This is a genomic window from Rhizobacter terrae (assembly GCF_003852895.1).
Lineage (GTDB): Bacteria > Pseudomonadota > Gammaproteobacteria > Burkholderiales > Burkholderiaceae_C > Albitalea > Albitalea terrae.
The window spans coordinates 13,917-40,278 of the sequence record NZ_QUSW01000012.1 but is presented as its reverse complement, the minus strand read 5'-3'; the positions used below and the strand labels follow the sequence as shown (position 1 = coordinate 40,278).

Here is a 26,362-nt window from a genome sequence, read left to right as displayed (position 1 = left end):
CGACTGGATGCCGACGAGACGCGCAATGCTTCAGGCCGTTGGTGCGAGCCTGGCAGTCCACGCGATGCCAGCAGGCGCCGGCCCCGCCCCCGACGCGACCACGCCATCGCCGGCGCCCAAGCGGCCGCGCATCGCCATGATCACGCCCAACAGCGAGGGCAACACCTTCTGGCCGCAGGTGTTCGGCATCATGGAACACGCCGCGCAGACGCTGGGCTTCGAGTTCACGACCCACAGTCTCGGCGTGGACGACCGCTACGCGCGTCAGCGCCAGACTTTGCAGATCATCGGCGACACGCCTCGGCCCGATGCAGTCATCGTCAACGTCGTGGTGGGGCAGAGCAAGCCGATCATGGAAGCGGCCGAGGCCGCGGGCGTGCCGGTGTTCGTGATGGGGTCGATCTTTCCGAGCGAACTCCCGGCCATCGGCCAGTCGCCGCGCCTGCGCTACCCGCACTGGGCAGGCTCGTTCGAGTCGTCGGAGGAAGAGAAGGGCTATGTGCTGGCCAAGGCGCTCATCCAGGAGGCGGCACGCAGGCAGGCCGTGGCGTCCGACAAGCTCATCCACGTCGTGGGCCTGGGCGGCGACACCACCTGGTTCGGCTCCGGCCAGCGCGAGGCCGGCCTGGTGCGGGCGGTGGCGGAACACCCGGGGGCCGTGCTCAAGCAGGTGGTGCCCACGCGATGGACGCAGCGCGAGGGCCGGTGGCTGGCCGGCAAGCTGCTGAAGCGCTATCCGCAAGCCAGCGTGGTGTGGGCCGCGAGCGACCAGCTGGGTGCGGGGGCCGTGCAGGCGATCGAGGACGCGGGCCGGCATGCTGGCAGCGACGTATTCACGGGCGGGCAGGACATGTCCGACCTCGGGCTTCGCCTGGTGCAGGACGGCCGCTTCGTCGCGACTGCTGCGAGCAGCATGCTGTGCATCGGGCAGATGGCGACGATGGTGTACGACCACGCCTGCGGCATCGACTTCGCGGCAGAGACAGGGGCCGAGGTGCTGTTTCCCATCCAGGTGGCCACGCGGGCCACGGCGGAGCAGCACCTGCGGTTCACGCGATGTGTCTACGCCATTGACTTCCGCGCCTTTTCGAAGGTGCACAACCCCGCGTTGAAGCAGTACGACTTCTCGCAGGAGGCGTTCCGGCGCGCGGCCAGGGCCTGCACCTGACTCAATGCTCGGGGACGGGTTCGTCCAGCAGGCGCGTGGCGCCCGCCAAGGCGTCGTTCAGGTCGAGCGTGCCCACCGGCTTGGTGAGGTGCATGTCGAATCCGGCGGCCAGCGTGCTCGCGCGGTCGCTGTTCTGGCCGTAGCCGGTCATGGCGGCGATGTAGACCGGATGCGCGATCGCGGCGCGCAGTTGCCGCATCACCTCGAAGCCGCTGCCGTCGGGCATGTTCAGGTCCAGCAGGACCAGCTGCGGCGCGATCTCCGCGGCGACCGCCAGGCCTTGCTGCGCACCGTAGGCCGCCTGGGCGCCGTGGCCCAGCAACTGCAGCACGTAGACCATGGTGTCGGCCGAGTCGCGGTTGTCGTCGATGACCAGCGCCCTCAGCGGCCGGGCTGCCTTGGGCAGCGAGGTGGGGGCGTGGGTCGGCCCGTTCATGCTGCCGGGCACGCGCAGCGGCAGCAGCATGGTGAAGGTGCTGCCCTGGCCGAGACCGGCACTCGCAGCGGTCAGCAGCCCGCCGTGCTGCTCCACCAGCGAGCGGGCCAGGCTCAGCCCGATCCCCAGGCCGCCTTCAGCCGGCGTGCGCTTGCCGCTTTCCTGCGCGAAGAGCTCGAAGATGCGTTCCAGCGCTTCGGGCGCGATGCCCACGCCGGTGTCGGTGACGGAGGTGACGACGGCCTGGCCTTCCAGCTGCACCCGCACGCTGATGTCGCCACCCGCAGGCGTGTAGCGCACGGCGTTGCTGAGCAGGTTTTGCAAGGCCTGCACCAGCCGCGTGTGGTCGCCCGTCATCCGGATCGGCTGCTCGGGCATGTCCAGGTGCACGCGATGGCGCCGAGCGGCGGCCAGCGGGCGCGTCGCCTCCATGCTCGCGTGCACGACCTCGCGAAAGTCCAGGGCTTCGTGGCGCAGCACGATCTTGCCGGTGGAGATGCGTGCGATGTCCAGCAGGTCGTCGACCAGCCGGGTGAGGTGCACGAGCTGCCGGTCGATGATGTCGCTCGTGCCCGCCAGTTGCGCAGGCATCAGCGGGTGCACCTGCAGGATGCTCACCGCATTGCGAATGGGCGCGAGGGGGTTGCGCAGCTCGTGGGCCAGCATGGCGAGGAACTCGTTCATGCGCTGGCTGGAGTGCTCCAGCTCCACCAGGCGCCGGTGGTCGGACATGTCGCGCGTGACCTTGGAATAGCCGCGCAGCACGCCTTCGTGGTCCACCACCGGCGTGATCACCACGTGGGCCCAGAACACGCTGCCGTCCTTGCGCACCCGCCACGCTTCGGTCTCCACGCGGCCCTGCAGCCGCGCGTCGGCCAGCTCCCGCTGCGGCTTGCCTGCATCCGCGTCGGCGGCAGTGAAGAAGATGGCGAAATTCTTGCCAAGGATCTCAGCCGACGTGTACCCCTTGATCGCCCGGGCACCGGCATTCCAGCTCACCACGTTGCCCGTGGGGTCGAGCATGAAGATCGCGTAGTCCTTGACCGACTCGACCATCAGCCGCAGCTGTTCCTCGCTGCGGCGCAGGGCCTCTTGCTGTTCGCGTCGCTCGGTGAGGTCGCGGGTGACCTTGGCAAAGCCGCGCAGGTCGCCTTCGGGGCCTCGCAAGGCGGTGATGACCACGCTGGCCCAGAAGCGCGTGCCGTCCTTGCGCAGTCGCCAGCCTTCGTCCTCGATGCGGCCGTTTTTGCGGGCCTCCGCCAGCTCCTGCCTGGGCCAGCCGCGCTCGATGGCGTCCCCGGGGTAGAAGATCTCGAAGCTCTGGCCGATGACCTCGTCGGCGTTGTAGCCCTTCAGGCGCTGGGCGCCCGCATTCCAGGTCTGGATGATGCCCTCGGGGTCGATCATGAAGATGGCGTAGTCCTGGACGCTTTCCACCAGGAGCCTGAATCGTTCCTCCGAATGGCGCAGCGGTTCCGCCGGAGGCGAAGCCGGTGGTGGGGAGGCACTTCGCTTCATGCGGTTCAGGATAGCAAAGGGCCGGGGCCGCTTTGCATGTTGCGGCGCAACAAAGGCAGGGCTTTCAGGGCTTCATGGCGACAGCAGCCAGGCTGCGATGCACATCAGCGAGGCCAGCCACAGCGTTTCCAGCACGAGCATGGCCAGTGCTTTCCAGCCCGCCTGCATGAGCGCGCGCGGCGAGGTCTTGATGCCCAGCGCAGCGATGGCCACGACGATGCCTGCACGCGACACATCCGCCGCGTGCGGCTGCCATGCGGCGGGTATGCCGCCCAGCGAGTTGAGCGCCACGAGCGCGACGAAGGCCACCAGGAAGCCTGGAAGCACCGGCGTGCGTGTGCCGTCGCCAAGGCCACGCGAGCGTGCGGTCAGCGCCACCACGGCCACCACGGGTGCGAGGAAGGAGATGCGCAGCAGTTTCACCAGCGTGGCCTGCGTCTCGACCGCGGGGCCCATGAGGTGGCCCGCGCCGACCACCTGGGCCACGTCGTGGATGCTCCCGCCCAGGAAGAGCCCGGCCGCGGCAGGAGGCAGCGAAAGGGCCCGCGCGATGGCCGGGTAGCTGAGCATCGCCAGCGTCGACAAGGTGGTGACGCCGGCCACCACCACGAGCGTGAAGCGTTCCTGTTCGCGCGAGCGCGGCAGGACGGCCGACAGCGCCAGGGCCGCGGATGCACCGCAGATGGCGGTGGCGCCGCCCGACAGCATGCCCTGCGAGGCAGGCAGGCGCAGCAGCCGGGCGAGCAAGAGGCCGGCGGCGATGGTGGCGGCAATGCCGGCCACGACGATCGCCATCGTCGTCCAGCCCAGCGTGGCCATCTGCGCCACGGTGATGCGTGCCCCCAGGAGCGCGATGCCCAGGCGCAGCAGCGTCCGCGAGCACCAGTCGATGCCTGTGCGCGTGCGCTCATCGTCATGCAGGTAATGGAAGCACAGACCGAAGAAGAGGGCATACAGCAGTGGCGGCCCGCCGTGCAGTCCGGCGACGAAGCCCGAGGCCGCGGCGATCACCGCGCACAGCGCCACGCCCGGCACCAGGGCGCCCAGTGCGGACCATGCCGCGAGGCCGCGGGCAGCGAGGGCGGCGCCGGGCATGCCTTACTTCTCGACGAAGGCGCGTTCAATCACGTAGTCGCCTTGCTCACCCTGGCGCGGGCTGATCTGGAACCCACGCGCATCCAGCAGCTTGCAGGTGTCCTTGAGCATGGCCTCGCTGCCGCAGATCATCACGCGGTCGCTGGCGGGGTCGATCATCGGCAGGCCGATGTCGGCGCACAGCTTGCCCGACTCGATCAGGTCCGTCAGCCGGCCCATGTTGCGGAACTGCTCGCGGGTGACGGTGGGGTAGTAGATCAGCTTGTCCTTGAGCATCTCGCCCAGGAACTCATGCTCGGGCAACTGGTGCTGGAAGAAGTCGGCATAGGCCAGCTCGTCGACCTGGCGCACGCCGTGCACGAGCACCACCTTCTCGAAGCGCTCGTAGGTCTCGGGGTCCTGGATGATGCTGATGAAGGGAGCCAGGCCGGTGCCGGTGGACAGCAGGTACAGGTTGCGGCCGGGGCGCAGGTCATCGAGCACCAGGGTGCCCACGGGCTTGCGGCCCACGATGATCTCGTCGCCGGGCTTGAGGTGCTGCAGCCGCGAAGTGAGGGGGCCGTTCTCGACCTTGATGCTGAAGAATTCGAGGTGCTCGTCGTGGTTGGCGCTGGCCACGCTGTAGGCGCGCAGCAGGGGCTTGCCGTCCACGGGCAGGCCGATCATGACGAAGTGGCCATTGCGGAATCGCAGCGCGGGGTCGCGGGTGGTGCGGAACGAGAACAGGGTGTCGTTCCAGTGGTGCACGTGCAGGACGCGTTCGGTGCCGAGGTTGGACATGCCTTGCCTTTCTCAGAGCTTCTCAGAGGGACTGCGTGATGTCGTGCAGGTAGGGCCAAGGGTAGATGCCGCGGGCGTGCCCGTCGCTGAACGCGAGGTTCAGGCCCTTGTCGCCGACGGGAACGATGCCCGCGATGCGCACGTCGCCGGCGGACTGCGGCGGTGCACCGTGCCGTCGCGCCTGCTCGCATCCCGCGCATCTGCACGAGGCCCGCAGCACCGCATGCGGCAGCCGCGAGACCGAGCCGTCCTGCCAGGTCAGCTCCAGCACGCCGCTGCCCTGGTGGTCCACGATGGCCTGCGGGAAGTCGAAGGGCGTCATGAGAGTGCCTTCAGCCCGTCCTGCCCGATGTGGGCGTCCAGGCCCTGCAACCCCGCCGCGCCCAGCTCGCCGCCCATGGCCGCCAGGCTCTCCTCGCGGATCAGGCCCTTGAGCTGCCGCACCAGCGCGTGGAAGGTGGGCGAGGACATCATTTCCGGCGTGCGCGGGCGCGGCAGCGGAATCGGAATCTCCGCCTTGATGCGGCCCGGCCGCGCCGTCATCACGTAGACCTTCTCCGACAGGAAGATGGCCTCCTCGATGTCGTGCGTGATGAACAGCACCGACAGCTGCAGCTGCTGCCACATGTTGGTGAGGATCTCCTGCATCACCGTGCGCGTCTGCGAATCGAGTGCGCCGAAGGGTTCGTCCATGAGCAGCACCTGCGGGCTGGTGGCCAGTGCGCGCACGATGCCCACGCGCTGCTTCATGCCGCCGGAGAGCTGGTCGGGGTAGTGGTTCTCGAAGGGCAGCAGGCCGGCCAGGCCCAGCAGCGTGCGCGCCTTGGACTCGCGCGCATTGATGCCCAGGCCCTGCATCTTCAGGCCGAACTCCACGTTCTTGCGCACCGTCATCCAGGGGAAGAGCGAGTACTGCTGGAATACCACGCCGCGGTCCGCGCCGGGGCCGTCGATGGCTTGCCCGTCCAGCAGCGCGGCGCCTTGCGTGGGCACCATGAAGCCCGCCACGATGTTCAGCAGCGTGGACTTGCCGCAGCCCGAGGGGCCGATCACGCTCACGAAGTCGCCGGGCTTGACCTCCAGCGACACGCCGCTCACCGCCTGGGTGCGCTGGCCCTTGCCGCCGAAGCTCACCGACACGTCGCGGATCTCGATGCGGCCTTTGCGCAGGTCAGTCATCGCGCACCTCCCGCACGGCCGGCCAGGCCCAGCCACGGCATCAGCGAGCGCCCCGCCAGGCGGATGAGCCCGCTGCAGGCCAGCCCCAGCAGGCCGATGGTGATCATGCCCAGCACGATCTCGGGGTAGGAGATGAGCGAGTAGGCCTCCCAGGTGAAGTAGCCGATGCCGAACTGGCCGGAGATCATCTCCGCCGCGATGAGCGACACCCACGCCACGCCCATGCCCACCGCCAGCCCGGTGAAGATCTGCGGCGCCGCGCCTGGCAGCACCACGTGCCACATGAGCTGCGCCTCCTTCGCGCCCAGGCACTGCCCGGCGCGCAGCAGCACGCCGTCCACTGCCTGCACGCCGCTCACCGTGTTGAGCAGGATGGGAAAGAACGCGCCGATGAAGGTGATGAAGACGATGCTCACCTCGTTGTCGGGCCACAGCATGATGGAGATGGGCACCCACGCGATGGCCGGGATGGGACGCAACGCCTCCAGCGCCGGGAACAGCAGGCCGCGCGCGATGCGGTAGCGGCCAATCAGCAGTCCCATGGCCACGCCCAGCAGCGTGGCCACCGCGAAGCCGAGGAAGATGCGCCGCAGGCTCATGCCCACGTTGGTGATGAACTTGCCGTTGGCGTTGACCTGCATCACCTTGTCCAGCACGTCCAGCGGGGTGGGGATGTTGGTGAAGCGGATGTAGAAGTCCCAGCGGTGCGTGGTGGCCAGGTGCCAGAAGACCAGCATGCTCAGCAGCGACGCGGCCCCCATGGCGATGCCCGGCCCGTTCTCTCGCAGCGCCTGGACGGCACGCGATGCACGCGCGGGTTCGGTGGCCTCAGGCGCTGGTGCGGCTGCCGGCGGACGCAGTGCATCTTCCACCCGCACCAGTGCGATGGCCGGCAATTCGGGCGGCGGGTGCTGGTCGGAGACTTCCTCGAACAATCGGCGCGGTGCGGTCGACATGGTCATTCCCCTCATGGCACATCGTGGTCACAGGCCCGCGGCCGCAGCCAGGGCATCGGAATAGCTGCCCACCCGCCCGCCGATGCTCGCGGCGTGCGCCTCGGCATCCTTCTTCAGCAGGAAGGGCACGATCTGCGGCTTCTTCGGATCGCTGGTGTTCAGTGCGAAGAAGGCCTTGTCGGCGAAAAGCTTGATGCCCAGCGCCTTGTCCACCAGGTAGGCCACGCGCACCTTCTTGTTCTCGGCCTGCGCCTTGTGGACGGCCGCCAGCGTGCAGGTGGGCGAGGCGTACGCGGTGATGCCCGCGCCCTCGATCCACACCTCGCCGGCCTCCTTGGGCCGCGAGATCGGTGTCTTGCACAAGGGGTCGGTGCCGCCGACGTCGTAGTTCGCGAGCGTCTGCTTCTGCGCGTCGTAGTCGAGCTTGAGTTCCTTGAAGGCCTCGCGCAGGTAGGTCTCGTTGACCCAGGCGTTGATGTCCAGGCCCTTCACACGGTTCATCTTCGTGAGCACCTCGTGGCCGGTGCGGATGGTGTCCAGCCAGCGCGGCTTGATGCTCGGGTCCAGCGTGTGGATGCCGCCGGGGCCGAGGTAGAGGTAGGCCACTTCCTTCTCGATCCGGGTCCACTCCTCGATCTTCGCCGCCGCGGCCGCGGGGTTGGCGCGCAGCCAGCCGTTGGCTTCGATCAGCGCCTTGATGTAGGCCACCACCACCTCGGGATACTCGGTGGCGAAGTCCTTGCGCACCACCACGCCGTGGAAGGTGGGTACCTTGGTCTCCACGCCATCGAAGATCTTTCGCGCGAAGCCGCGGTAGGGCAGCAGGTCGGAGAACGGCACGAAGTCGGCGTGCGCGTCGATCTTCTTCTCCTGCAGGTTGGTCGTGCCTACCTCGGGGCTCTGGCTCACCAGGTTGAAGAAGGTGTCGGGGCTGAGGCCACGCGACTGCAGGGCCTGCAGCACCATGCCGTGTGCGGCCGAGCCGAAGGGCACCGACACCGTCTTGCCCTTGAGGTCGCTCAGCTGGTAGTAGGGCGAGTCCTTGTGCACCACGATGCCGTTGCCCGAGCCGAAGGCGTTGTAGGCGATCACGGCCACGAGCTGCGTCTCGTTGCCCGGCTGTGCCTGGCCGGTGGCGCCGTTCACCAGCAGGGGGTAGTCGCCCATCATCCCGATGTGCAGCTTCTTGGCCATCATGCCGTTGGTGATGGGCGGGCCGGAGGTGAAGTTCTGCCAGTCCAGCTTGAAGGTGATGTCCTTGTACTTGCCGGTGTGCGGCAGGTACTTCTCGATCAGCTTGAGCTCCTTGAGCACCACGCCGCCCGTGACGGTGTTGGTGGTGGTGTTCTGCGTGCCGATGCCGATGACGACTTCCTGCTTGGCAGCCCATGCGGGCGAGGCCGCAGCCATGCACAGGGCGGCGCAGGCCTGCAAGACGATGTGCTTCATGAACGAATCTCCGTGATGTGAGGGAAGCGTCTTGTCTCCTCGGGACTGCAAGTCAGATGCCACCTTCGGGCGGTCGTGGTGCGCTGGGGGTTCATGCGCGGCTGCTCGCAGGACTGCAGGGCGAATCCGGTTCAGGCAGGCTGGACCAGGTGGTCCAGCTTGGAGGTCACGCCGGCCCACTGCTCGGCATCGGGCAGCGGTTCACGTGCGGCGTTGATGACGGGCCACTGGCCGGCCAGCGTGGCGTTGAGTTGAAGGAAGTGCTGCTGTTCGGGCGCCAGCTCATGGTCGGCCACGATGGCGTTCACCGGGCATTCCGGAACGCACACGGCGCAGTCGATGCAGGCCTGCGGATCGATGGCGAGGAAGTTGGGCCCCTCGTGGAAGCAGTCCACGGGGCACACGCTCACGCAGTCGGTGTACTTGCAGCGGATGCAGGCTTCGGTGACGACGAAGGTCATGCCGGTTTCCTCCCTGCCAGGGTGATCGACGTGAGTGCCAGGCGCGCGAGCTTGCGCACGTCGGGGTCCGGGTCGTCCAGCGAAGCCTCCAGCGGCGCGATGGCGCGCGTGTCGCCGATTTCGCCCAGCGCGATCACGGCTTCCTTGCGCAGGTTGCTCACCGGATGCGTGAGGGAGGTGACCAGCGCGGGCAGGGCGGCCTCGGCCTTGAGCCAGCCCAGGCTGCGCGCGGCCTTGACCCGTACCTGCCAGTACTCGTCGGCCATGGCGCGCACCAGTTCGCCCACCGCGGGAGCGAGCTTGAGCTTGCCGATGGTCTGGGCGGCCTCCTCGCGCACCATCCACATGCCGTCGGCCAGGGCGCGGACCAGGGCAGGCAGCACGCTCACGGTGTTGGAGTAGCCCAGGGCGCCGATGGCGATGCGGCGCACTTCGGCGTCGGGGTCGTTGGCCGCGACCTCGGCCAGTTCGCCGACGGCCGCCGCGTTCTTCAGGTAGCCCAGCACGCCCACGGCCTCGCGTCGCACGGCGGCGTCCGGATCGCGCAAGGACTGCATCGCCGGCTCGAAGGCCTCGGGCGAGCGCAGCGCACGGATGGCACGGAACGCCGACGCGCGCGCCTGCGACGGGCCGCGCAGCAGCATCGGCAGCAAGGGCCCGGCGGACGCCGTCTCCTTGAGTTCGGCCAGCACGTCGGCCGCGGCCTGGCGCACGCCTTCGTCCTCGTCGAGCAGCATGGGCGCGAGCGACTGCACCACCTCCGGCTCCTCGAAGCCTTCCAGGGCCTTCACCGCCTCGATGCGCACCGTCGCGTCGCCGTCCAGCAGGCGAGGCAGCAGCAAGGGCACGATGTCGTCCTCGTCGCTGTACGGCAGGTCCATCACGGCCAGGCGGCGCACGGTGGGGTCGGCCGCTTCCAGCCGCTGTGCAAGCGTGGATGTCATGGCCACCTCAGCGCAGCAGGTAGGGAATCTCGACCTTCACTGCGCCGGTGGGGCAGTCCTGTTCGCAGGGCAGGCAATACCAGCACTCGTCGAACTTCATGAAGGCCTTGTTCTTCACCAGGTCGATGGCCAGCACGTCCAGCGGGCACACGTCCACGCACACGGTGCAGCCCTTGTCGGCAATGCACTTGGATTCGTCGATGACGACCGGAACCTGGGTGGGGGTGAGGGCAATGGTCATGGGATGCTCCTTGGGTCAGGCGGCTTCGGCGGTGCGCGCCACGCGCAGGCGCTGGTAGGCGGTGCGTTCTTCTTCGTCCACCGGCACGATGTAGGGCTCGATGTCTTTCTTGCGCATGCCGATGCGGCCTTGCGCGTCGCGGCTGAGCAGCGTGTGGCAGAACCAGTTGGCGTCGTCGCGCTCGGGGTGGTCGACGCGGCTGTGGTACAGGCCCCAGCGGCTCTCGGTGCGGTACAGCGAGGCGTGCGCCGCCATCTCCGCGCAGTCGAGGATGGACGTGGCCTCCATGGCGCGCATCAGCTCGTGCGGGTTGGCCGCGCTCATGTGCTGCATGTCTTCGCGGATCTCCTCGAAGCGCTTGAGCCCGATGTGGTACTTGCGCGTGATCTTGGGCGGCTGCAGGTAGTCGTTGACCAGGCGGCGCGTCTTGTATTCGACCTGCCAGGGCGTGAGGCCGCCCTCGCGCTGCAGGGGCGCCTGGATGCGCAGGGCTTCTGCGGCCTGCGCCTCGGTGTCGATGGCCGCGTGTGCCGTCTCGTCGCAATAGGCTGCTGCATTGATCCCGCAATGCTTGCCGTACACGAACGCGCCCAGCATGTAGTTGTGCGGCACGCTGGCGCAATCGCCGGCGGCATACAAGCCCTTCACCGAGGTCTCGCCGCGCGCGTTGATGTGGATGCCCGAGGCGCTGTGCCCGCTGCAGAAGCCGATCTCGGAGATGTGCATCTCCACCATCTCGCTGCGGTAGTCGTTGCCGCGCTTTTCATGGAAGCGGCCGCGGCTGGGGCGCTCGTTGGTGTGCAGGATGGTCTCGATGTTCTGGATCGTTTCCTCTGCGAGGTGATCCAGCTTGAGGAATACCGGGCCGTTGCCGCTTTGCAGTTCGTTGTAGAACTCCTGCATCATCTGGCCGCTCCAGTAGTCGCATTCGATGAAGCGCTCGCCGTGGGAGTTGGCGGTGTAGCCGCCCAGCGGGCCGGTCACGTAGGCGCAGGCCGGACCGTTGTAGTCCTTGATGAGCGGGTTGATCTGGAAGCACTCCAGGTTGGCCAGGTCCGCACCGGCGTGGAAAGCCATGGCGTGGCCATCGCCGCAGTTGGTGGGGTTCTCGTAGGTGCCCATCAGGTAGCCCGAGGCGGGCAGGCCCAGGCGGCCGGCGGCGCCGGTGCAGATCACCGCCGCCTTGGTGCGGATCACGTAGAGCTCCGCGGTGCGGCAGTCAAAGCCCATCACTGCGGCAACCTCGCCATCCGGGCCGGTCAGCACGCGCGTCACCACCACGCGGTTGGTGATCTCCACGCGGGCGCGCTTGAGCTGCCGGTACAGGATGCGCTTCATGTGGTGCCCCTCGGGCATGGGCAGCACGTAGGCGCCCAGGTGGTGCACCTTGCGCACGCTGTAGTCGCCGGTCTCGTCCTTCTCGAACTTCACGCCCCAGCGGTCCAGTTCCTGGATCATGTCGAAGCTGTGCGCCGCATAGGCCATCACCGCTTCCTGGTCGACGATGCCGTCGTTGGCGACGGTGATCTCCTTCACGTACTGCTCGGGCGTGGCGTGGCCGGGGATGACGGCGTTGTTCAGCCCGTCCATGCCCATGGAGATGGCGCCGCTGCGCTTGACGTTGGCCTTGTCGATCAGCAGCACGCGCAGCTTGGGGTTGCGCTCCTTGGCCTTCACCGCGGCCATGGGGCCGCCGGTGCCGCCGCCGATGACGACGAGGTCGAACTCCAGATCGATCGTGTTCATGTGGGCTCCATGTTGTTGTGACATCAGCAGCGGTCGATGCGCAGCCGGTACTGGAAGGCGTCGCCGCGGTAGTAGAGGAATTCGAAGTCCACCGGCCGGTCGTCGGCATGCGTGAGCCGCTCGATGCGCAGCAGCGGCGAGGACTCGGCCGTGCGCAGGTGTCGCGACAGCGACTCGTCGGCCGAGATGGCTTCGATCTGCACGTCGGCATGCGTGAGGTGCATGCCGTAGTCGTTCTCCAGGATGAGGAAGATGTCGCGCGTGGCCAGATCCTCCTGCGCGAGGCGTTCGCCCAGCGCTACGTCGAAGTAGCTCACGTCCACCGAGATGGGTTCGCGGTTGAGGTAGCGCAGCCGCTTGATCTCGTAGACCGGCGAACCCAGGGACAGCTGCAGCCGCTTGGCAACCAGCTCGCCGGCACTCGTGCGGCGCATGCTGAGCACCTGGTTGAAGGTCTCGTAGCCTGCGGGTGCCATCGCCTCGCCGAAGCCCTGCAGCTTGGACAGGCTCTGGAAGGCCTTGGGCTTGGCCACGAAGCTGCCCTTGCCGGCCACCTTGAAGATCAGGCCTTCCTTTTGCAGGTCACCCAGCGCCTGGCGGATGGTGATGCGGCTGACCTTGAAGGCTTCCATCATCTGGGCCTCCGAGGGCATCTGCGAATGCGGGGCGTAGGTGCCGTCGAGGATGCGGCGCCTGACGATCTCGCGGATCTGCGAGTGCATGGGCACCGAGGGCATGAGCGCGACGGCGGGCGATGTCTTGCGGGCAGCGTTCATCGGACGATTCACTCAACCTGTTATGACAGGTCATGTCTAGCATCAGCCGTGCCAGCACTTTCAGGCTTGATGGGCCCCGCTTTGCACCGAGAGTGCTCGCGGGCCGACGGCGGCTGCACCAGAAATCGTTCTGCGTGTTCGTGCGTGGTGCTTCGCCGGCGCACCACCTCCTGGCGTTCATGCGGCAGCAAGCGGATGAACCTTGACCTGTGGCCAGTGGCACGATGCGTGCTTTTATCTTGCATACAAGATTGAATGCACAAAGGCGGAGCATCACGTGGATCACGAGCCTAGGACCTTGCAGGAGTGGCGCGATGCGCTGGGCAGCGGCGCCTGGAGCGCGTCAAGCGGGATGTCGCGTGCCCTGGCCGCGGGGGAAGGGCTGGCCCGCTCGGCATGGATCTCGCGGCACGATCCGGCATCGCTGCTGGCCCAGGCCGAAGCCTGCGATGCCTTGCTGCGCGAGCACGGGCCCGCGGCGTTCGAATCCAGGCCGCTGCTGGGCGTGCCTTTCGCTGTGAAGGACAACGTCGACGTGGCCGGACTGCCGACCACGGCCGCATGTCCTTCCTTCAACACGACGCCCGCGGCTCGCCACGCCACGGCGGTGCAGCGCCTGGTCGACGCGGGCGCCATTCCCATCGGCAAGACCAACCTCGACCAGTTCGCGACCGGCCTCGTCGGCACGCGCTCGCCCCATGGCGTGGTGCCCAACCCGTTCGATGGCACCCGCGTGTGCGGCGGCTCCAGTTCAGGCTCGGCCTATGTCGTGGCGACCGGGCAGGTGCCTTTCGCGCTGGGCACCGACACGGCGGGCTCGGGCCGCGTGCCGGCGGGCTTTTGCAACATCGTGGGCTTGAAGCCGACCAAGGGCTGGCTGCCCACCACGGGCGTCGTGCCGGCCTGCCGCAGCCTGGACTGCGTGTCGGTCTTCGCGCTGTCGCCCGAGGATGCGTGGACCGTGGCCTCCATCGCATCCGGTCCTGATGCGGACGATGCCTTCACCCGCCCCCTGGCGCCGCCGCTCTTGCGCGTGGACAAGCTGGAGGGCCTGCGCATCGGCATCCCGGCGCCGCTGGAGTTCTTCGGCGATGAGCAGGCCGCTGCCGCGTTCGACAAGGTGCTTCACGGCCTGCGGGACATGGGATGCCGCCTGGTCGACGTGCCCATGGCCCCCTTGTCACGCGCCGCGAGCCTGCTCTACCAAGGGCCGTGGGTGGCGGAGCGCTACGCCGCCGTGGGCCGGTTCATCGAGGCCCATGCGAACGATGCCGACCCCGCCGTGGCGGCCATCGTGCTGCGCGGCGGCAATCACCTCGCGCACGAAGCCTTCGCTGCTCAATATGAGATGCAGGCCTTGCAGCAGCAGGCCCACGCCATCTGGCGCGAGGTCGACGTGATGCTCGTGCCGACGGCCGCCACGCATCCCACCCTCGATGCGGTGCGCGCCGATCGCTTCGGTCCCAACGAGCGCCTGGGCCACTACACCAACTTCGTCAACCTGCTGGACATGGCCGCGCATGCCATTCCCGGCCCGTGGCGCGCCGATGGACTGCCGGCGGGCGTGACGCTGCTGGGACCGGCCTTCAGCGACTACCCGCTCGCGCAACTGGCCGCCCGCCTGGTGCGCGCCTGGCAGCCGGAGGTCGGCGTGATGCGGCACCGCCTGCCTCCGCAGCCGGCCGACATGCCCGCCTGCGTGCCGGCCCACCTCGTGCGGGTGGTGACCGTTGGCGCGCACATGAGCGGCCTCGGGCTCAACTGGCAATTGGCCGAGCGCAGCGCCAGGCTGGTGGCCCGCACGTGCACCGCGCCGGTGTATCGCCTGTACTCGCTCACCGGTTTGCAGCCCACGCGCCCCGGCCTCGTGCATGTGGGCACCGCAACGGGTCGCGCCATCGAGGTCGAGGTGTGGGAGATGGACCGCGCACACCTGGGCAGCTTCATGATGCTGGTTGGCGCGCCCCTTGCAATCGGCACGGTGGAACTGGCCGATGGCGGCAGCGAGCGCGGATTCGTGTGCGAACCGCGCGGCGTCGCAGCGGGCAGCGGGGCGCTCGACATCACCGAGCACGGCGGCTGGCGCGGGTTTCTCGCGTGGCTGCGGGTTCGCGAATCTTCTTCCCACGACACACGGAATTCGCCATGAGCCACACCCGACCAGACTCCCCCAGCCGCATCCGTCGGCGCCTCGTGCAATCGGCCGGCCTCGCATTGGCAGGGCTCGCCGCGCCGGCCATCGTCCGCGCACAGGGCGGGCCGAAGATCCGCATCGGTTATTGGCCCGTGGCGGCCGGCTTGCCGTTCTTCGCGGCCATCGAGAAGGGCTACTTCAAGGAGGCGGGGCTGGAGGTCGAGCCGCTGAAGTTCGCCGGCGCCCAGCAGGTGATGGAAGCCATGCTCTCGGGCCGCAGCGACGGCAGCTCCAACGGCACGGGCTCGGCCAACCTCGCCATCGGCGAGATTGCGCAACCCGGGCTGTTCAAGATCTTCGCCACCAACCCGAGCAATGCGAAGCACGTGCTCGACGAGTTCCTGCTGCCCAAGGACAGCGCGGTCAAGTCGCTGGCTGAACTCAAGGGCAAGCGCGTGGCCTCGGGGCCGGGCATCCAGAACGTGACGCTGGCCAAGACCATGCTGGAGCGTGCCGGGGCGGGCGCCGTCAGTGTGAGCGAGTTGCCGATCGGCCAGCACGTGGCCGCGCTGGCAGCGGGGCAGATCGACGCGGTCTACACCCTGGAACCCACCGGTACCGTGGGCCGGCTCAACGGCACGACACGTGTTCTCGAAGCAGGCGTGGTCGCGAAGTACGTGCTGGGCGACCCCATGGCGCCGTGGCACGGTGGCTCGGCCAGCCTCACCACCGAGTTCATCAAGAAGTACCCCGGCGAGGCCAAGCGCTACATCGCGGCGTACGCCAAGGGGATCGAACTCGTGCGCAGCAAGCCGGAAGAGGCGCGCCAGTTCCTCAAGGGCTACACCGCCATCGACGGTGCGCTGACGAGCGAGGTGCCGCTCGCGTCCTACATGCTCTTCAACGAGTTCAAGGCCAGCGACATCGCCTACTTCCAGAAGTTCTACGACCTGTTCGCCGAGAAGAGCATCTTCGAGAAGCGCGTGCTGGTCGAGCCGATGCTCTTCAAGGGGTGATGACATGAATGCGTTGCCTTGGCGCCGGCTGGTCCCGTTCATCGGGCCGCTGGTGCTCTTTCTCATCTGGGACCTGGTGGTGCGCGCGGGGTGGATCAAGGCCATCTTGCTGCCGCGGCCGGTGGACACGGTGCAGACGCTGCTCGTCGGCCTGGCAGGCGGCCCGCTGCTGGCTGACTTTGCCGTCACGGTGCTGCGTACGCTGGAGGCTTTCGTCATCGCGGCGGCCATCGGCGTGCCGACCGGCATCGCGCTGGGCAGCAACGAGCGCGCCTACCGAAGCGTGGAGTTCCTTATCGACTTCTTCCGCTCCACGCCGTCGTCCGCGCTGATCCCGCTGTTCCTGCTGATCTTCGGCGTGTCGGACGTGAACAAGGTGGCCATTGCCGCCTTCGGTGCCTTGCTCATCGTGCTCTTCACCAGCGCCTACGGGGTGATGAACGCGCGCAAGCAGCGGGTGATGGCTGCCCAGGTGATGGGCGCCACGCGCTGGCAGGTCTTCAAGGACGTGCTCATCTGGGAGAGCCTGCAGCCCACCTTCGTGGGCCTGCGCTCGGCGGTGTCGATGTCGCTGGTCATCGTGATCGTGGCCGAGATGTTCATCGGCTCGGACAACGGCCTGGGCCACCGCATCATCGACGCGCAGCAGGTGCTCAACGTGAAGAGCATGTACGCATCCATCCTGGCCGCCGGCGCACTCGGCTATGCGCTGAACATGCTGTTCCTGGCCATCGAGCGCCGCGTGGTGCACTGGAGTGGCCGATGAACGCCGCCGTGTGGGCCGAGGTGCCCGAGACGCCGCCCGCCTTCGTGCCGGGGCCGCCGGGCACGCACATCACCATCCGCGGGCTGACCAAGCACTTCGCCGGCAAGCCGCTGTACGAGGGCTTCGACCTGGACATCCCCAAGCACCGCATCACCTCGGTGTTCGGGCCCAACGGCTGCGGCAAGTCCACGCTCATCAACATGATCGCGGGGCTGGTGCCCATCGATGCGGGCGAGATCCTCTTCGACGGCAAGTCGCTCAAGGACACGAAGATCGGCTACGTGTTCCAGAACTACCGCGATGCGCTGTTCCCGTGGATGCGCACCATCGACAACATCGCCTACCCGCTGAAGCTGGAAGGCCGCAGCAAGGCGCAGGTCCGCTCACGCATGGATGAACTGGTGGCCAGCTTCGACGTGAAGTTCGACCTGAACCGCTACCCGTACGAGCTCTCGGGCGGGCAGCAGCAGACGGCGTCCATCATGCGTGCGCTGGCGCCGGGGCCGGAGGTGCTGTTCCTCGACGAGCCGTTCTCCGCGCTGGACTTCGAGATGACCCTGTTCATCCGCGAGAAGCTGCAGGAAGTGTTCATGCAGACCGGCACCACGATGCTGCTGGTGTCGCACGACCTGGAGGAGGCGGTGTACCTGGCCGACGAGGTGCTGCTGCTGACCAAGCGCCCCACGCGAGTGGCCGAGGTGCTGCGCTACGGCGACGCGCGGCCACGCACCGTGGCCACGCTGTCGCAGCCCAGCTTCGTGGAGACCAAGAAGCGCAGCCTGGAGATCTTCCAGCAGGAGGTTCGGCGATGAGCGTTGATGCTGTTCCTGACCACGTGCTCGACTACGTGCGGGCCGCCTCGTTGATGCTGGACCTGACGCTCGATGCCGCACAGATGCAGCGCGTGGCCGTGCACCTGGAGCGCACGCAGGCGATGGCGCAGGCCTTGGCGGCCGCAGAGCTCGCGGCACACGACGAGCCGGCAGAGATCTTCTGCCCCGCGCCATTCCCCTCGGAGGAGAACGTGCCGTGAACACCGGCATGCAGACTGTCCGCGCCGTGCGCTCGGGCGAGATGCTCGCGGAGGAAGCGCTGGAGCACGCCATCGCGCGCATCGAGGTGACGGACTCGCGCGTGAATGCCTTCACCGATGGCACCTTCGAGCGAGCCGTTCGCCAGGCGCGGGCCATCGACAAGCTGCGTGCCAGCGGTGCGGCGCTGCCGCTGCTGGCTGGTCTGCCCTACGCGGTGAAGAACCTGTTCGACATCCAGGGCCTGGTCACGCGCGCCGGCAGCAAGGTGCGCAACGGCGAACCGCCGGCGCAGGCCGATGCGGTGCTCGTGCAGCGCATGGAGGCTGCGGGCGCGGTTCTGGTGGGCGCGCTCAACATGGACGAGTTCGCCTACGGCTTCACCACGGAGAACAGCCACCACGGCCCCACGCGCAACCCGCGCGACCTGTCGCGGACGGCAGGAGGTTCCTCGGGCGGATGCGCCGCGGCCGTGGCGGCGGGGCAGGTGCCGGTGACCTTGGGCTCGGACACCAACGGCTCCATCCGCGTGCCCAGTTCGCTGTGCGGCGTGTTCGGGTTGAAGCCGACCTTCGGGCGGCTGTCGAGGCGAGGCAGCTTTCCCTTCGTGGCCAGCATCGATCACCTCGGGCCCTTCGCCCGCTCGGTCGAAGACCTGGCCGCCACCTATGACGCCATGCAAGGCCCCGATCCGCTGGACCGCGCCTGCCACGCGACACGGGTGCAGCCCACGTTGCCGTCGCTCAACGATGGCGTTCGCGGATTGCGCATCGGCTTGCTGGCCGGCTACTTCGAGGACCACGCCGGCGAGGCCGCGCGCAAGGCTGCCGGCACGGCCGCGGAAGCGCTGGGCGCGCTGCGCGGCGTGGTCTGGCCCGATGCCGCACTGGCCCGGGCCGCCGCCTTCATCGTGACGGCCAGCGAAGGCGGCGCGCTGCACCTGCCCTTGCTGCGTGAACGGGCGGCCGAGTTCGAGCCGCTGTCGGTCGACCGCTTCATCGCCGGCGCCTTGCAGCCGGCCGCCTGGTACATCCGCGCACAGCGCTTTCGGGCGGCCTACCGCCAGAAGGTGCAGGACCTGTTCAAGGACTGGGACGTGCTCATCGCTCCTGCCACTCCCATCACCGCGCCGACCATCGGCACCGAGACCTTTGAGCTGAACGGCAGGACGCTGCCCGCGCGACCGAGCCTGGGCTTGCTCACTCAGCCCGTCTCTTTCTCGGGCTGCCCGGTGGTGGCCGCACCGCTGTGGCCCACGGCCGCATTGCCCATGGGCGTCCAACTGATCGCGGCACCCTGGCGCGAAGACCTGGCCCTGCGCGCAGCCCGCGTGCTCGAAGCGCAAGGCGTGGCGAAGTCCCCGGTGTCGCGATGGTGAGCGACGACCAGATCAACCTGCCGGGCGTGCTGGCCGAAGTCACCGCCGCCTTCGGGCGCTACGAGGCCGCGCTCGTGGGGAACGACGTGCCGGTGCTCGACGAACTCTTCTGGGACAGCCCGCACACGCTGCGCTATGGCGTGAACGAGAACCTCTACGGCTATGGCGCGATCCAGCAGTTCCGCGCAGGGCGCGCAGCGGTGGGCCTGTCGCGCATGGTGCTGCGCACGCAGATCACCACCTACGGCCAGGACTTCGCCACCACCCACATCGAGTTCTGGCGTGATGGCGCCAGCCGCACCGGCCGCCAGACGCAGACCTGGATGCGCACGCGCCAGGGATGGCGCGTGGTGTCCGCCCATGTAAGCTTGATGGGATGAGCAAGCCGGTCCCCTCGAAAGCCACCCGACCCGTCGCGCGCAAGGCGGCGCCGGTGAGCGCGCCGTCCAACCAGCGCGAGCTGACCCGTGCCGAAGAGGCCTACCGCCGCATCAAGGCCGCCATCTTCGACTTCGTGCTGCTGCCCGGCGAAGGCTTCACCGAAAGCGACATGGCCGAGCGCCTGGGCATGTCACGCACGCCAGTCCGCGAAGCCTTGTTCCGGCTGGAGCTGGAAGGCTACGTGCAGGTGGCGTTTCGCAGCGGCTGGAACGTGGCGCCGTTCGATTTCCGCAAGCTCGAGGAGTTGTACGACCTGCGCGTCGTGCTGGAGTGCACGGCGGTCGATCGCCTGTGCGCGGCCGAGCCGATGCCCGACCTGGGCCTGCTCAAGGCCACCTGGCTGGTGCCGGAGAAGGAGCGGCTGACCGACACCGCCGAAGTCGCGGCGCTGGACGAGGCCTTTCACGCCACCATCGTCAGCGCTGCCGGCAACCAGGAGATGGCGCGGGTGCATTCGGACGTGACCGACGGCATCCGCATCGTGCGGCGGCTGGACTTCACCAAGCCGCCGCGCATCGCTGCGACCTACGAGGAGCACGCGAAGATCCTGCGCGCCATCCTTCGCCGCCGCGGGGACCAGGCCAAGCTCATGCTGCGCAGCCACATCGAGGAGAGCAAGGCGGAGGTGAGGAAGATCACCATCCACAAGCTGCACAGCGCGAGGCCGGAGTCGGCGAGGGTTTGAGCCCTCAGGCCTCGCGCAGGGCGCCCAGCCTGGCCGTCCACCCGACGATCCCGCCCTGCGCCCGGATCATCTCGATCGCCGCCTGCTTGAACTGCGCAAAGTACGAGCCCGTCGCTTCCTCCACCAGCAGGCTGTCGTAGCCGCGGTCGTTGGCCTCGCGCATCGTGGTCTGCACGCAGACCTCGGTGGTCACGCCGCCGAAGACCAGGCTGGTGATGCTGTGGTCCTTCAGGATGCCGTGCAGGTCGGTGGCATAGAACGCACCCTTGCCGGGCTTGCGGATGACGATGTCGCCCGCCTGCGGCGCGAGCGCCGCCACGAAGTCCGCGCCCGGCTCGCCGTCGATGAGGATGCGTCCCATCGGTCCGGCATCGCCGATGCGCAGGCTGGGCAGGCCGCGCGAGCGTTTGGCGCTCGGGCAATCGGCCAGGTCCGGGCGGTGGCATTCCTTGGTGTGCACGATGAGCAGGCCTCGTTGCCGCGCCCATGCCACCAGCTCCACCGCCGCGGGCACCACCGGCGCCAGCAGCGACACGTCGTTGCCCAGCGTCGCGCCGAAGCCGCCGGGCTCGATGAAGTCGCGCTGCATGTCGATCATCACCAGCGCCGCGCGACGCGGGTCGAAGACGAAGGGGCCGGGCAGGGCGTCGACGGTGATCATGCGGGGTTCAGTGCCCATGGCCGCCCATGAAGGCACCGAGGGTCTCGCGGTTCACGCCGCCGACCGGTGATTCGTGGACGATGCGGCCTTCGCTCATCACCGCGATGCGGTCGGACAGGGCCAGCAACTCGTCGAGGTCCTCGCTGATGAGCAGCACCGCGCCACCGCGGTTGCGCACGTCCATGAGCCGCTGGTGGATCTCGGCCACAGCAGCGAAGTCCAGCCCGAACACCGGGTTGGCCACGAGCAGGACACCCGCGTCGTCGCTCAGCTCGCGCGCGAGCACGGCGCGCTGCACGTTGCCGCCGGACAGCGCGCGGATGGGCGTCGACTCGCTGCGCGTCTTCACACCGAAGTGCGTGATCAGCTCTCGAGCGCGCAGCCGCAGCAGCGACGAGCGCAGCCAGCCGCCACGCGAAGCCGGCGGTTCATCGAAGCTTCGCAGGCCCATGTTGTCGGCCACGCCCATCTCGCCGACACAGGCGCTGCGCAGCGGTTCCTCGGGCAGGCTGCGCACTTTCAGTTGGTGGTTCTGTCGGCGCGTGCCGGTGTAGTCCTCGTTGCCCACGCGCACCCGGCCGCCGGTGCGCGGACGTTGGCCGACGAGTGCTTCGAGCAGCTCGCGCTGGCCGTTGCCGGCCACGCCCGCCACGCCGAGGATTTCTCCGCCGCGCACCGACAGCGACAGCGCGTTGACTGCGCAGGTGCCACGGTCGCCATCCGCGCTGAGTGCGTCGACCTGCAGCCGCACCTCGCCTGGGCCGGCCGTGCTGCGTTCGGGCGCCGCGAACTCGCGTTTCGCCTCGTCGGCATCGCCCACCATGTCGACGGCCAGCTGCCGCGGCGTGGTGTCGAGCACCGCATGCGCCGCCACCAGCCGGCCACGCCGCAGCACGCTCACGTCATCGGCATAGGCCATGACCTCGCGGAACTTGTGGGTGATGAGCACCACGCTGCATTCGCCGGCATGCGCGCGTTCGCGCAGCAGGCCCAGCACTTCGTCAGCCTCCTGCGGGGTGAGCACGGAGGTGGGCTCGTCCAGGATGAGCAGGCGAGGCCGCAGCAGCAATTGCTTGAGGATCTCCAGCTTCTGCTTCTGCCCGGCCGAGAGCTGCTGCGGCGTGGCGTCCAGGTCGAGCCGGAAGGGCGTGGAGGCCATGAAGGCGGTGAGCTCGGCGCGCACGGCCGGCCAGTCGATCACCGCCGGCAGCCGGCCGCGCGCGAGCAGCAGGTTCTCCGCCACCGTCATGCCCGGCACCAGCGTGAAGTGCTGGTAGACCATGCCCAAGCCAAGGTCGCGCGCCATGGTGGGCGACGCGATGCGCGTCTCGCGGCCGTTGACCATGATCGCGCCTTCTTCTGCCTGCTGGTAGCCCACCACGCACTTCACCAGCGTGCTCTTGCCGGCGCCGTTCTCGCCCAGAAGCGCATGCACGGTGCCGGGGGTGACCTTCAGCGACACGTGGTCCAGTGCGGTGAAGGCGCCGAAGCGCTTGGTGAGCAGGTAGGTTTCAAGCGCCAGGGCGCGTGGCGGTTCTGCGCTCATGCCATGGCCTCGATCAGCGCACTGGACGTGGACACCGCCCCGAACACGCCGCCTTGCATCGTCACCATCTTCAGCGCCGCCAGATGGTTGCCGTGGTCGGTGGCGCCGGTGCAGTCCGACAGGATCAGGCATTCGAAGCCGCGGTCGTTGGCCTCGCGCATGGTGGTGTGCACGCAGACGTCGGTGGTGATGCCGGTGAGCACGAGGTTGCGGATGCCACGCGTGTGCAGGATGTGCTCCAGGTCGGTCGCGCAGAACGAGCCCTTGCCGGGCTTGTCGAGCACGACCTCGCCAGGCAGTGGTGCGAGCTCGGGAATGATCTCCCAGCCCGGTTCGCCCCGAACCAGGATGCGTCCGCAAGGCCCCTCGTCGCCGATGCCCGCACCGATGCGGCGCGACCGCCAGCGCTTGTTCGCCGGCAGGTCCGACAGGTCGGGCCGGTGGCCTTCGCGGGTGTGGATGATGGTGCAGCCCTGGGCTCGCATGGCCGCCAGCAGCCGGCGGATGGGCTCGATGGGCGCACGGGTGAGCGACAGGTCGTAGCCCATCTTGTCCACGTAGCCGCCCACGCCGCAGAAGTCGGTCTGCATGTCGATGACGATGAGCGCGGTGTTCGCGGCGTGGAGCTGCCCGTCGAAGGGCCAGGGGTACGGATCGGCGAGGACGTGGCGTTCGGTCGTCATGGTGGTGGTCGGCGGTTCAGCAGGACGTCGGTTCAGCGGGACACGCCCAGCTCCACCGGCGCACCTTGCAGGCTGCGCCGCGGCGAGCAGGTCCACACGAGGATGAGCAGGGTGAGCATGTAGGGCACGGCGCTGAAGAGGTGGTAGCCCCAGCCGATGCCCACCGATTGAAGCGCCGGCCCCAGGGCGCCCGCGCCGCCGAAGAGCAGGGCGGCGCCCAGGCAGCGCCAGGGGCTCCAGCGCGCGAAGATCACCAGCGCCACGGCGATCAGGCCCTGGCCGCTGGACAGTCCTTCGTTCCAGCTGCCCGGGTAGTACAGCGACAGCGAGGCGCCGCCCAGCCCCGCGATGAATCCGCCCAGTGCGGTCGCTGCGATGCGGATGGCGTTGACCGAGTAGCCCAGCGCGCGGGCGGCATCGCTGGAGTCGCCCGCCATGCGCAGCACCAGTCCCCAGCGCGTGGAGCGAAAGCCCCAGGAGAGCAGCGCCGCCAGGGCCACGCCCAGCGGGAACAGCATGTTGATGTCCAGCGCCGCGCGCACCTGCGGCGACGAGCTCCAGCCGCCCAGCGGCAGCGAGGGAATCTGTGGCGCCTGAGGCTGGATGAGCGGCTTGCCGAGGTAGAAGGCCAGGCCGGTGCCCAGCAGCATCAGCGCGATGCCCGCGGCGATGTCGTTCACCCGCGGCAGCGAGCACACGAGTCCGTGCACGAGCGCGAGCAGCGCGCCCGCGGCGCCGGCGGCCAGCACACCCACCCAGGCCGAGCCGCTGAGGTAGGCCGCGCCGAAGCCGCCCATGGCGGAGAACACCAGCACGCCTTCCAGCCCGAGGTTGATGCGGCCGGACTTCTCGGTGATGCATTCGGCCAGGCTCACCATCAGGAAGGGCGTGCCCACGCGGATCGCGCCGCCGAGCACGGCGACCATCAATTGCAGCGCGATCGCCAGTGAATCGACTTCCGTGCTCATGGTGTGCCCTCCTGCAACTGCGGCGCAGCCTGCATGCGGCGCGAAGGAAGGCGCCACGCCAGCGGCAGCCGCCCGCGCAACGCTTCGCTGGCCAGGATGAGCAGGAAGGCGAAGCCCTCCAGCACCAGCACGGAGGCATCGGGCACGTCCATGCGCCGCTGCAGCAGGCTGCCTGCCGAGCCGAAGCCGCCGAACAGCACGGCCACCGGAATCACGCCCCACGGGTTGTGCCGTGCCACGAAGGACACGAGGATGCCCGCATAGCCCAGGCCCGCGATCAGCGATGCGTTGGCGGCGGTGTGCACCGCGGCCACCTCGATGCCTCCGGCCAGTCCGGCACAGGCGCCACCCGCGGCGCAGGCCGTCACGACGATGCGCGTGCACGGCAGGCCGACGAGCCGCGCGGCGCGCGCGTTGCCGCCGACCACGCGCGTGGCGAATCCGGAGGTGCTGAAGAAGAGCCACAGGCCGGCGAGCACGCAGGCGGCCACGCCGAAAACGAGCCCCCAATGGATGTCCGCGTCGGGCAGGGTGCCGATGCGCAGTCCCTCGGCCAGCGCATGCGTCGAGGGCTTGTTCAGGCTCGCGGGGTCACGCATCGGCCCTTCCACCAGATGCTTGAACACCGCGATGCCGGTGTAGGCCAGCAGCAGGCTGCTGATGGTCTCGTTCACGCCGCGCCACTGCCGCAGCAGGCCGGCCAGTGCCACCCAGGCAGCACCTGCGGCGGCGGCCGCGACCAGCACCATCCCCGTGCCCAGCGAGTTGGCCGGCGGCGCGAAGAGGTAGGGCAGGCCGGCACAGGCCAGGCCGCCCAGCACCAGTGCGCCTTCACCGCCGATGACGATGAGCCCGGCGCGCGCCGGAATGGCCACGCACAGGGCGGTGAGCATCAGCGGCGCCGCGCGCTGCAGGCTGTTCTGCCAGGAGAACCAATCGCCGAACGCGCCCTTGAAGAGCAGCGTCCAGGCCTGCACCGGGCTCTTGCCCGCCAGCGCGATGAACACACCGAACAACAGCAGGCCGCCGGCCAGCGCCAGCAGCGGCAGCAGCGCGGCTTCGAGGGCGTCGCGGGTGCGTTCGTCCGACAGCATGGCGGCCTCGCGCTCAGGCCTTGCCGACCACGCCTTCCACCAGGTAGTTCATGCCTTCGAGCTCGACGTCGGTCTGCTTGAAGGCCTTGCCTGCCGCAATGACGAGCTTGCCGGTGTTGTCCTTCAGGCCGGCGCTGCCGCCCTTGAAGATGTCGAAGCTGCCCTTGAGCATCGCTGCCTTGACGTCGTCGGCGTTCTTGCGGGCGGCGGCCGTCACCATCGCACCGTAGGGCGAGGGCTTGACGAAGCCGTCCTTCAACCCGCCGCGCACGAAGTTCGGATGCGGCTTGCCCGTGCGGGCTGCATCGATGATGGTCTTGTAGGCCGTGAGCCAGTTCCACTCCGCGCCGGTGAGGTAGGCATTGGGCGCGAGCTTGGCCTGGCTGGCGTGGTAGCCGCAGACCATCTTGCCGCGCTTGGCCGCGGTCTCCACGATCACCTTGGGGCCGTCCACGTGCATGGTGAACACGTCCACGCCCTGGTCGGCCAGGCTGTTGGTGGCCTCGGCTTCCTTGACCGGCATGGACCAGTCGCCCGTGAAGATGACGTTGGTGGTGATGGACGGGTCCACTGAGCGAGCGCCCATCGTGAAGGCGTTGATGTTGCGCAGCACCTGCGGGATCGGCTTGGCGGCCACGAAGCCCAGCTTCTTGCTCTTGCTCATGTGGCCGGCCACCACGCCGTTGAGGTACTGGCATTCGTCGATGTAGCCGAAGAAGCTGCCGGTGTTCTTCGGGTGCTTGGCCTCGTTCCACAGCCCGCCGCAGTGCGCGAAGCGGATCTTCTCGTTCTTGGCGGCCACCGCCAGCGTGTGCGGGTCGAAATAGCCGAAGGAGGTGGGAAAGAGCAGGGTGGCGCCGTCCTGCGAGATCATGGCCTGCATGGTCTTCTGCACGGCGGTGGTCTCGGGCACGTTTTCTTCTTCCACCGTCTTGATGCCCGGCAACTTCTTGATCTCGGCCACCGACTCGGCCTGGGCCTGGTTGTAGCCGAAGTCATCCTTCGCGCCCACGTAGATGAAGCCCACGGTGATCGGCGCTTGCGCCGCTGCCAGCTCCATCCACGTGCCGCCTGCGGCGCTCAGGCCGAGCGCACCGGCGCCTTTGATCAACTCCCGACGATTCATCTTCGACTGCGTCATGGCGTTCTCCTCTGGTTGGACACCTTCTTGTATACAAGCAACCGATGTGCCAATGGAAGCGGCTTTCAG

27 protein-coding genes are annotated in these 26,362 nt (G+C 68.4%); 9 read left to right on the top strand and 18 right to left on the bottom strand.

The genetic code is table 11. The features are described 5' to 3' along the window. Positions 1 to 25 precede the first annotated feature (25 nt). Complete coding sequence (locus tag DZC73_RS28870; RefSeq protein ID WP_161974798.1) at positions 26 to 1,168, top strand: ABC transporter substrate-binding protein; 1,143 nt, start codon at positions 26 to 28, stop codon at positions 1,166 to 1,168. Position 1,169: 1 nt separating this feature from the next. On the opposite strand, the gene DZC73_RS28865 is transcribed toward DZC73_RS28870, so the two are convergent. From DZC73_RS28865 to DZC73_RS28810, 12 genes are all read right to left on the bottom strand, one after another. Then, positions 1,170 to 3,122, bottom strand: coding sequence for a PAS domain-containing hybrid sensor histidine kinase/response regulator (locus DZC73_RS28865; RefSeq protein ID WP_124543863.1), 1,953 nt, complete (start codon positions 3,120 to 3,122; stop codon positions 1,170 to 1,172). Between the two features lie 72 nt (positions 3,123 to 3,194). Continuing rightward, positions 3,195 to 4,217, bottom strand: a complete 1,023-nt coding sequence (locus DZC73_RS28860) for a YeiH family protein (RefSeq protein ID WP_124543862.1) — start codon at positions 4,215 to 4,217, stop codon at positions 3,195 to 3,197. A gap of 3 nt (positions 4,218 to 4,220) precedes the next feature. Continuing rightward, a complete protein-coding gene (locus DZC73_RS28855; RefSeq protein ID WP_124543861.1) occupies positions 4,221 to 4,997 on the bottom strand; it encodes a ferredoxin--NADP reductase in 777 nt (258 codons plus the stop codon). 22 nt (positions 4,998 to 5,019) lie between these two features. Next, positions 5,020 to 5,319, bottom strand: coding sequence for a gamma-butyrobetaine hydroxylase-like domain-containing protein (locus DZC73_RS28850; protein WP_124543860.1), 300 nt, complete (start codon positions 5,317 to 5,319; stop codon positions 5,020 to 5,022). Beyond that, positions 5,316 to 6,176, bottom strand: a complete 861-nt coding sequence (locus DZC73_RS28845; protein ID WP_124543859.1) for an ABC transporter ATP-binding protein — start codon at positions 6,174 to 6,176, stop codon at positions 5,316 to 5,318. The genes DZC73_RS28850 and DZC73_RS28845 overlap by 4 nt, the downstream gene beginning before the upstream one ends. Beyond that, positions 6,173 to 7,132: an ABC transporter permease gene (locus DZC73_RS28840; RefSeq protein WP_124543858.1), complete on the bottom strand. Its 960-nt coding sequence runs from the start codon at positions 7,130 to 7,132 to the stop codon at positions 6,173 to 6,175. The genes DZC73_RS28845 and DZC73_RS28840 overlap by 4 nt, the downstream gene beginning before the upstream one ends. A gap of 27 nt (positions 7,133 to 7,159) precedes the next feature. After that, complete coding sequence (locus DZC73_RS28835; RefSeq protein ID WP_124543857.1) at positions 7,160 to 8,581, bottom strand: ABC transporter substrate-binding protein; 1,422 nt, start codon at positions 8,579 to 8,581, stop codon at positions 7,160 to 7,162. 131 nt (positions 8,582 to 8,712) lie between these two features. Beyond that, positions 8,713 to 9,042 carry a ferredoxin FdxA gene (gene fdxA / locus DZC73_RS28830; protein WP_124543856.1) on the bottom strand — a complete coding sequence of 110 codons (330 nt, stop codon included), beginning with the start codon at positions 9,040 to 9,042 and terminating at the stop codon, positions 8,713 to 8,715. Next, complete coding sequence (locus DZC73_RS28825; RefSeq protein ID WP_124543855.1) at positions 9,039 to 9,986, bottom strand: HEAT repeat domain-containing protein; 948 nt, start codon at positions 9,984 to 9,986, stop codon at positions 9,039 to 9,041. The genes fdxA and DZC73_RS28825 overlap by 4 nt, the downstream gene beginning before the upstream one ends. 7 nt (positions 9,987 to 9,993) lie before the next feature. After that, complete coding sequence (locus DZC73_RS28820) at positions 9,994 to 10,227, bottom strand: 4Fe-4S dicluster domain-containing protein (RefSeq protein ID WP_124543854.1); 234 nt, start codon at positions 10,225 to 10,227, stop codon at positions 9,994 to 9,996. Between the two features lie 15 nt (positions 10,228 to 10,242). Continuing rightward, on the bottom strand, positions 10,243 to 11,973 hold the full coding sequence (locus DZC73_RS28815; protein ID WP_124543853.1) for a fumarate reductase/succinate dehydrogenase flavoprotein subunit: 1,731 nt from the start codon (positions 11,971 to 11,973) through the stop codon (positions 10,243 to 10,245). Between the two features lie 23 nt (positions 11,974 to 11,996). After that, positions 11,997 to 12,749: a GntR family transcriptional regulator gene (locus DZC73_RS28810; protein ID WP_235835329.1), complete on the bottom strand. Its 753-nt coding sequence runs from the start codon at positions 12,747 to 12,749 to the stop codon at positions 11,997 to 11,999. 277 nt (positions 12,750 to 13,026) lie between these two features. Between DZC73_RS28810 and atzF the strand changes: the two genes are divergently transcribed. The 8 genes from atzF to DZC73_RS28770 are packed head-to-tail and all read left to right on the top strand — an operon-like array spanning position 13,027 to position 20,200. Further along, on the top strand, positions 13,027 to 14,898 hold the full coding sequence (gene atzF / locus DZC73_RS28805; protein WP_161974797.1) for an allophanate hydrolase: 1,872 nt from the start codon (positions 13,027 to 13,029) through the stop codon (positions 14,896 to 14,898). Further along, positions 14,895 to 15,899 carry an ABC transporter substrate-binding protein gene (locus tag DZC73_RS28800; RefSeq protein ID WP_124543851.1) on the top strand — a complete coding sequence of 335 codons (1,005 nt, stop codon included), beginning with the start codon at positions 14,895 to 14,897 and terminating at the stop codon, positions 15,897 to 15,899. The genes atzF and DZC73_RS28800 overlap by 4 nt, the downstream gene beginning before the upstream one ends. Before the next feature lie 4 nt (positions 15,900 to 15,903). Then, the gene (locus DZC73_RS28795; protein WP_124543850.1) at positions 15,904 to 16,665 is read left to right on the top strand and encodes an ABC transporter permease; all 762 of its coding nucleotides are present in this window, start codon (positions 15,904 to 15,906) and stop codon (positions 16,663 to 16,665) included. Then, positions 16,662 to 17,477, top strand: a complete 816-nt coding sequence (locus DZC73_RS28790; protein ID WP_124543849.1) for an ABC transporter ATP-binding protein — start codon at positions 16,662 to 16,664, stop codon at positions 17,475 to 17,477. Before DZC73_RS28795 ends, DZC73_RS28790 begins: the two co-directional genes overlap by 4 nt. Continuing rightward, positions 17,474 to 17,698, top strand: a complete 225-nt coding sequence (locus tag DZC73_RS28785) for an AtzG-like protein (protein WP_124543848.1) — start codon at positions 17,474 to 17,476, stop codon at positions 17,696 to 17,698. Before DZC73_RS28790 ends, DZC73_RS28785 begins: the two co-directional genes overlap by 4 nt. Positions 17,699 to 17,706: 8 nt before the next feature. Further along, positions 17,707 to 19,074: an AtzE family amidohydrolase gene (locus tag DZC73_RS28780; protein WP_124543917.1), complete on the top strand. Its 1,368-nt coding sequence runs from the start codon at positions 17,707 to 17,709 to the stop codon at positions 19,072 to 19,074. Then, the gene (gene hpxZ / locus DZC73_RS28775) at positions 19,068 to 19,454 is read left to right on the top strand and encodes an oxalurate catabolism protein HpxZ (RefSeq protein WP_124543847.1); all 387 of its coding nucleotides are present in this window, start codon (positions 19,068 to 19,070) and stop codon (positions 19,452 to 19,454) included. Before DZC73_RS28780 ends, hpxZ begins: the two co-directional genes overlap by 7 nt. Next, positions 19,451 to 20,200 carry a GntR family transcriptional regulator gene (locus tag DZC73_RS28770; RefSeq protein ID WP_124543846.1) on the top strand — a complete coding sequence of 250 codons (750 nt, stop codon included), beginning with the start codon at positions 19,451 to 19,453 and terminating at the stop codon, positions 20,198 to 20,200. Before hpxZ ends, DZC73_RS28770 begins: the two co-directional genes overlap by 4 nt. Before the next feature lie 4 nt (positions 20,201 to 20,204). Here DZC73_RS28770 and DZC73_RS28765 read toward each other — a convergent pair whose 3' ends face one another. The 6 genes from DZC73_RS28765 to DZC73_RS28740 are packed head-to-tail and all read right to left on the bottom strand — an operon-like array spanning position 20,205 to position 26,293. Further along, positions 20,205 to 20,861, bottom strand: a complete 657-nt coding sequence (locus DZC73_RS28765) for a cysteine hydrolase family protein (protein WP_124543845.1) — start codon at positions 20,859 to 20,861, stop codon at positions 20,205 to 20,207. A gap of 7 nt (positions 20,862 to 20,868) precedes the next feature. Beyond that, positions 20,869 to 22,407, bottom strand: coding sequence for an ABC transporter ATP-binding protein (locus DZC73_RS28760; RefSeq protein ID WP_124543844.1), 1,539 nt, complete (start codon positions 22,405 to 22,407; stop codon positions 20,869 to 20,871). Then, complete coding sequence (gene biuH / locus DZC73_RS28755; protein ID WP_124543843.1) at positions 22,404 to 23,090, bottom strand: biuret amidohydrolase; 687 nt, start codon at positions 23,088 to 23,090, stop codon at positions 22,404 to 22,406. The genes DZC73_RS28760 and biuH overlap by 4 nt, the downstream gene beginning before the upstream one ends. A 32-nt stretch (positions 23,091 to 23,122) precedes the next feature. Then, complete coding sequence (locus DZC73_RS28750) at positions 23,123 to 24,058, bottom strand: ABC transporter permease (RefSeq protein WP_198415036.1); 936 nt, start codon at positions 24,056 to 24,058, stop codon at positions 23,123 to 23,125. Beyond that, positions 24,055 to 25,152, bottom strand: coding sequence for an ABC transporter permease (locus DZC73_RS28745; protein WP_124543842.1), 1,098 nt, complete (start codon positions 25,150 to 25,152; stop codon positions 24,055 to 24,057). Before DZC73_RS28745 ends, DZC73_RS28750 begins: the two co-directional genes overlap by 4 nt. A gap of 13 nt (positions 25,153 to 25,165) precedes the next feature. Beyond that, on the bottom strand, positions 25,166 to 26,293 hold the full coding sequence (locus DZC73_RS28740; RefSeq protein ID WP_124543841.1) for a BMP family ABC transporter substrate-binding protein: 1,128 nt from the start codon (positions 26,291 to 26,293) through the stop codon (positions 25,166 to 25,168). Positions 26,294 to 26,362 lie beyond the last annotated feature (69 nt).

Coding starts and splice junctions, on each gene's coding strand:
- DZC73_RS28800 (WP_124543851.1), top strand. CDS start 14,895: ATGAGCCACACCCGACCAGACTCCCCCAGCCGCATCCGTCGGCGCCTC.
- DZC73_RS28860 (WP_124543862.1), bottom strand. CDS start 4,217: ATGCCCGGCGCCGCCCTCGCTGCCCGCGGCCTCGCGGCATGGTCCGCA.
- DZC73_RS28835 (WP_124543857.1), bottom strand. CDS start 8,581: ATGAAGCACATCGTCTTGCAGGCCTGCGCCGCCCTGTGCATGGCTGCG.
- fdxA (WP_124543856.1), bottom strand. CDS start 9,042: ATGACCTTCGTCGTCACCGAAGCCTGCATCCGCTGCAAGTACACCGAC.
- DZC73_RS28780 (WP_124543917.1), top strand. CDS start 17,707: ATGCAGACTGTCCGCGCCGTGCGCTCGGGCGAGATGCTCGCGGAGGAA.
- DZC73_RS28765 (WP_124543845.1), bottom strand. CDS start 20,861: ATGATCACCGTCGACGCCCTGCCCGGCCCCTTCGTCTTCGACCCGCGT.
- DZC73_RS28845 (WP_124543859.1), bottom strand. CDS start 6,176: ATGACTGACCTGCGCAAAGGCCGCATCGAGATCCGCGACGTGTCGGTG.
- DZC73_RS28745 (WP_124543842.1), bottom strand. CDS start 25,152: ATGCTGTCGGACGAACGCACCCGCGACGCCCTCGAAGCCGCGCTGCTG.
- DZC73_RS28855 (WP_124543861.1), bottom strand. CDS start 4,997: ATGTCCAACCTCGGCACCGAACGCGTCCTGCACGTGCACCACTGGAAC.
- DZC73_RS28760 (WP_124543844.1), bottom strand. CDS start 22,407: ATGAGCGCAGAACCGCCACGCGCCCTGGCGCTTGAAACCTACCTGCTC.
- DZC73_RS28870 (WP_161974798.1), top strand. CDS start 26: ATGCTTCAGGCCGTTGGTGCGAGCCTGGCAGTCCACGCGATGCCAGCA.
- DZC73_RS28790 (WP_124543849.1), top strand. CDS start 16,662: ATGAACGCCGCCGTGTGGGCCGAGGTGCCCGAGACGCCGCCCGCCTTC.
- DZC73_RS28850 (WP_124543860.1), bottom strand. CDS start 5,319: ATGACGCCCTTCGACTTCCCGCAGGCCATCGTGGACCACCAGGGCAGC.
- DZC73_RS28820 (WP_124543854.1), bottom strand. CDS start 10,227: ATGACCATTGCCCTCACCCCCACCCAGGTTCCGGTCGTCATCGACGAA.
- DZC73_RS28740 (WP_124543841.1), bottom strand. CDS start 26,293: ATGACGCAGTCGAAGATGAATCGTCGGGAGTTGATCAAAGGCGCCGGT.
- DZC73_RS28815 (WP_124543853.1), bottom strand. CDS start 11,973: ATGAACACGATCGATCTGGAGTTCGACCTCGTCGTCATCGGCGGCGGC.
- biuH (WP_124543843.1), bottom strand. CDS start 23,090: ATGACGACCGAACGCCACGTCCTCGCCGATCCGTACCCCTGGCCCTTC.
- hpxZ (WP_124543847.1), top strand. CDS start 19,068: ATGGTGAGCGACGACCAGATCAACCTGCCGGGCGTGCTGGCCGAAGTC.
- DZC73_RS28825 (WP_124543855.1), bottom strand. CDS start 9,986: ATGACATCCACGCTTGCACAGCGGCTGGAAGCGGCCGACCCCACCGTG.
- DZC73_RS28810 (WP_235835329.1), bottom strand. CDS start 12,749: ATGAACGCTGCCCGCAAGACATCGCCCGCCGTCGCGCTCATGCCCTCG.
- DZC73_RS28840 (WP_124543858.1), bottom strand. CDS start 7,132: ATGTCGACCGCACCGCGCCGATTGTTCGAGGAAGTCTCCGACCAGCAC.
- DZC73_RS28785 (WP_124543848.1), top strand. CDS start 17,474: ATGAGCGTTGATGCTGTTCCTGACCACGTGCTCGACTACGTGCGGGCC.
- DZC73_RS28865 (WP_124543863.1), bottom strand. CDS start 3,122: ATGAAGCGAAGTGCCTCCCCACCACCGGCTTCGCCTCCGGCGGAACCG.
- DZC73_RS28795 (WP_124543850.1), top strand. CDS start 15,904: ATGAATGCGTTGCCTTGGCGCCGGCTGGTCCCGTTCATCGGGCCGCTG.
- DZC73_RS28770 (WP_124543846.1), top strand. CDS start 19,451: ATGAGCAAGCCGGTCCCCTCGAAAGCCACCCGACCCGTCGCGCGCAAG.
- DZC73_RS28750 (WP_198415036.1), bottom strand. CDS start 24,058: ATGAGCACGGAAGTCGATTCACTGGCGATCGCGCTGCAATTGATGGTC.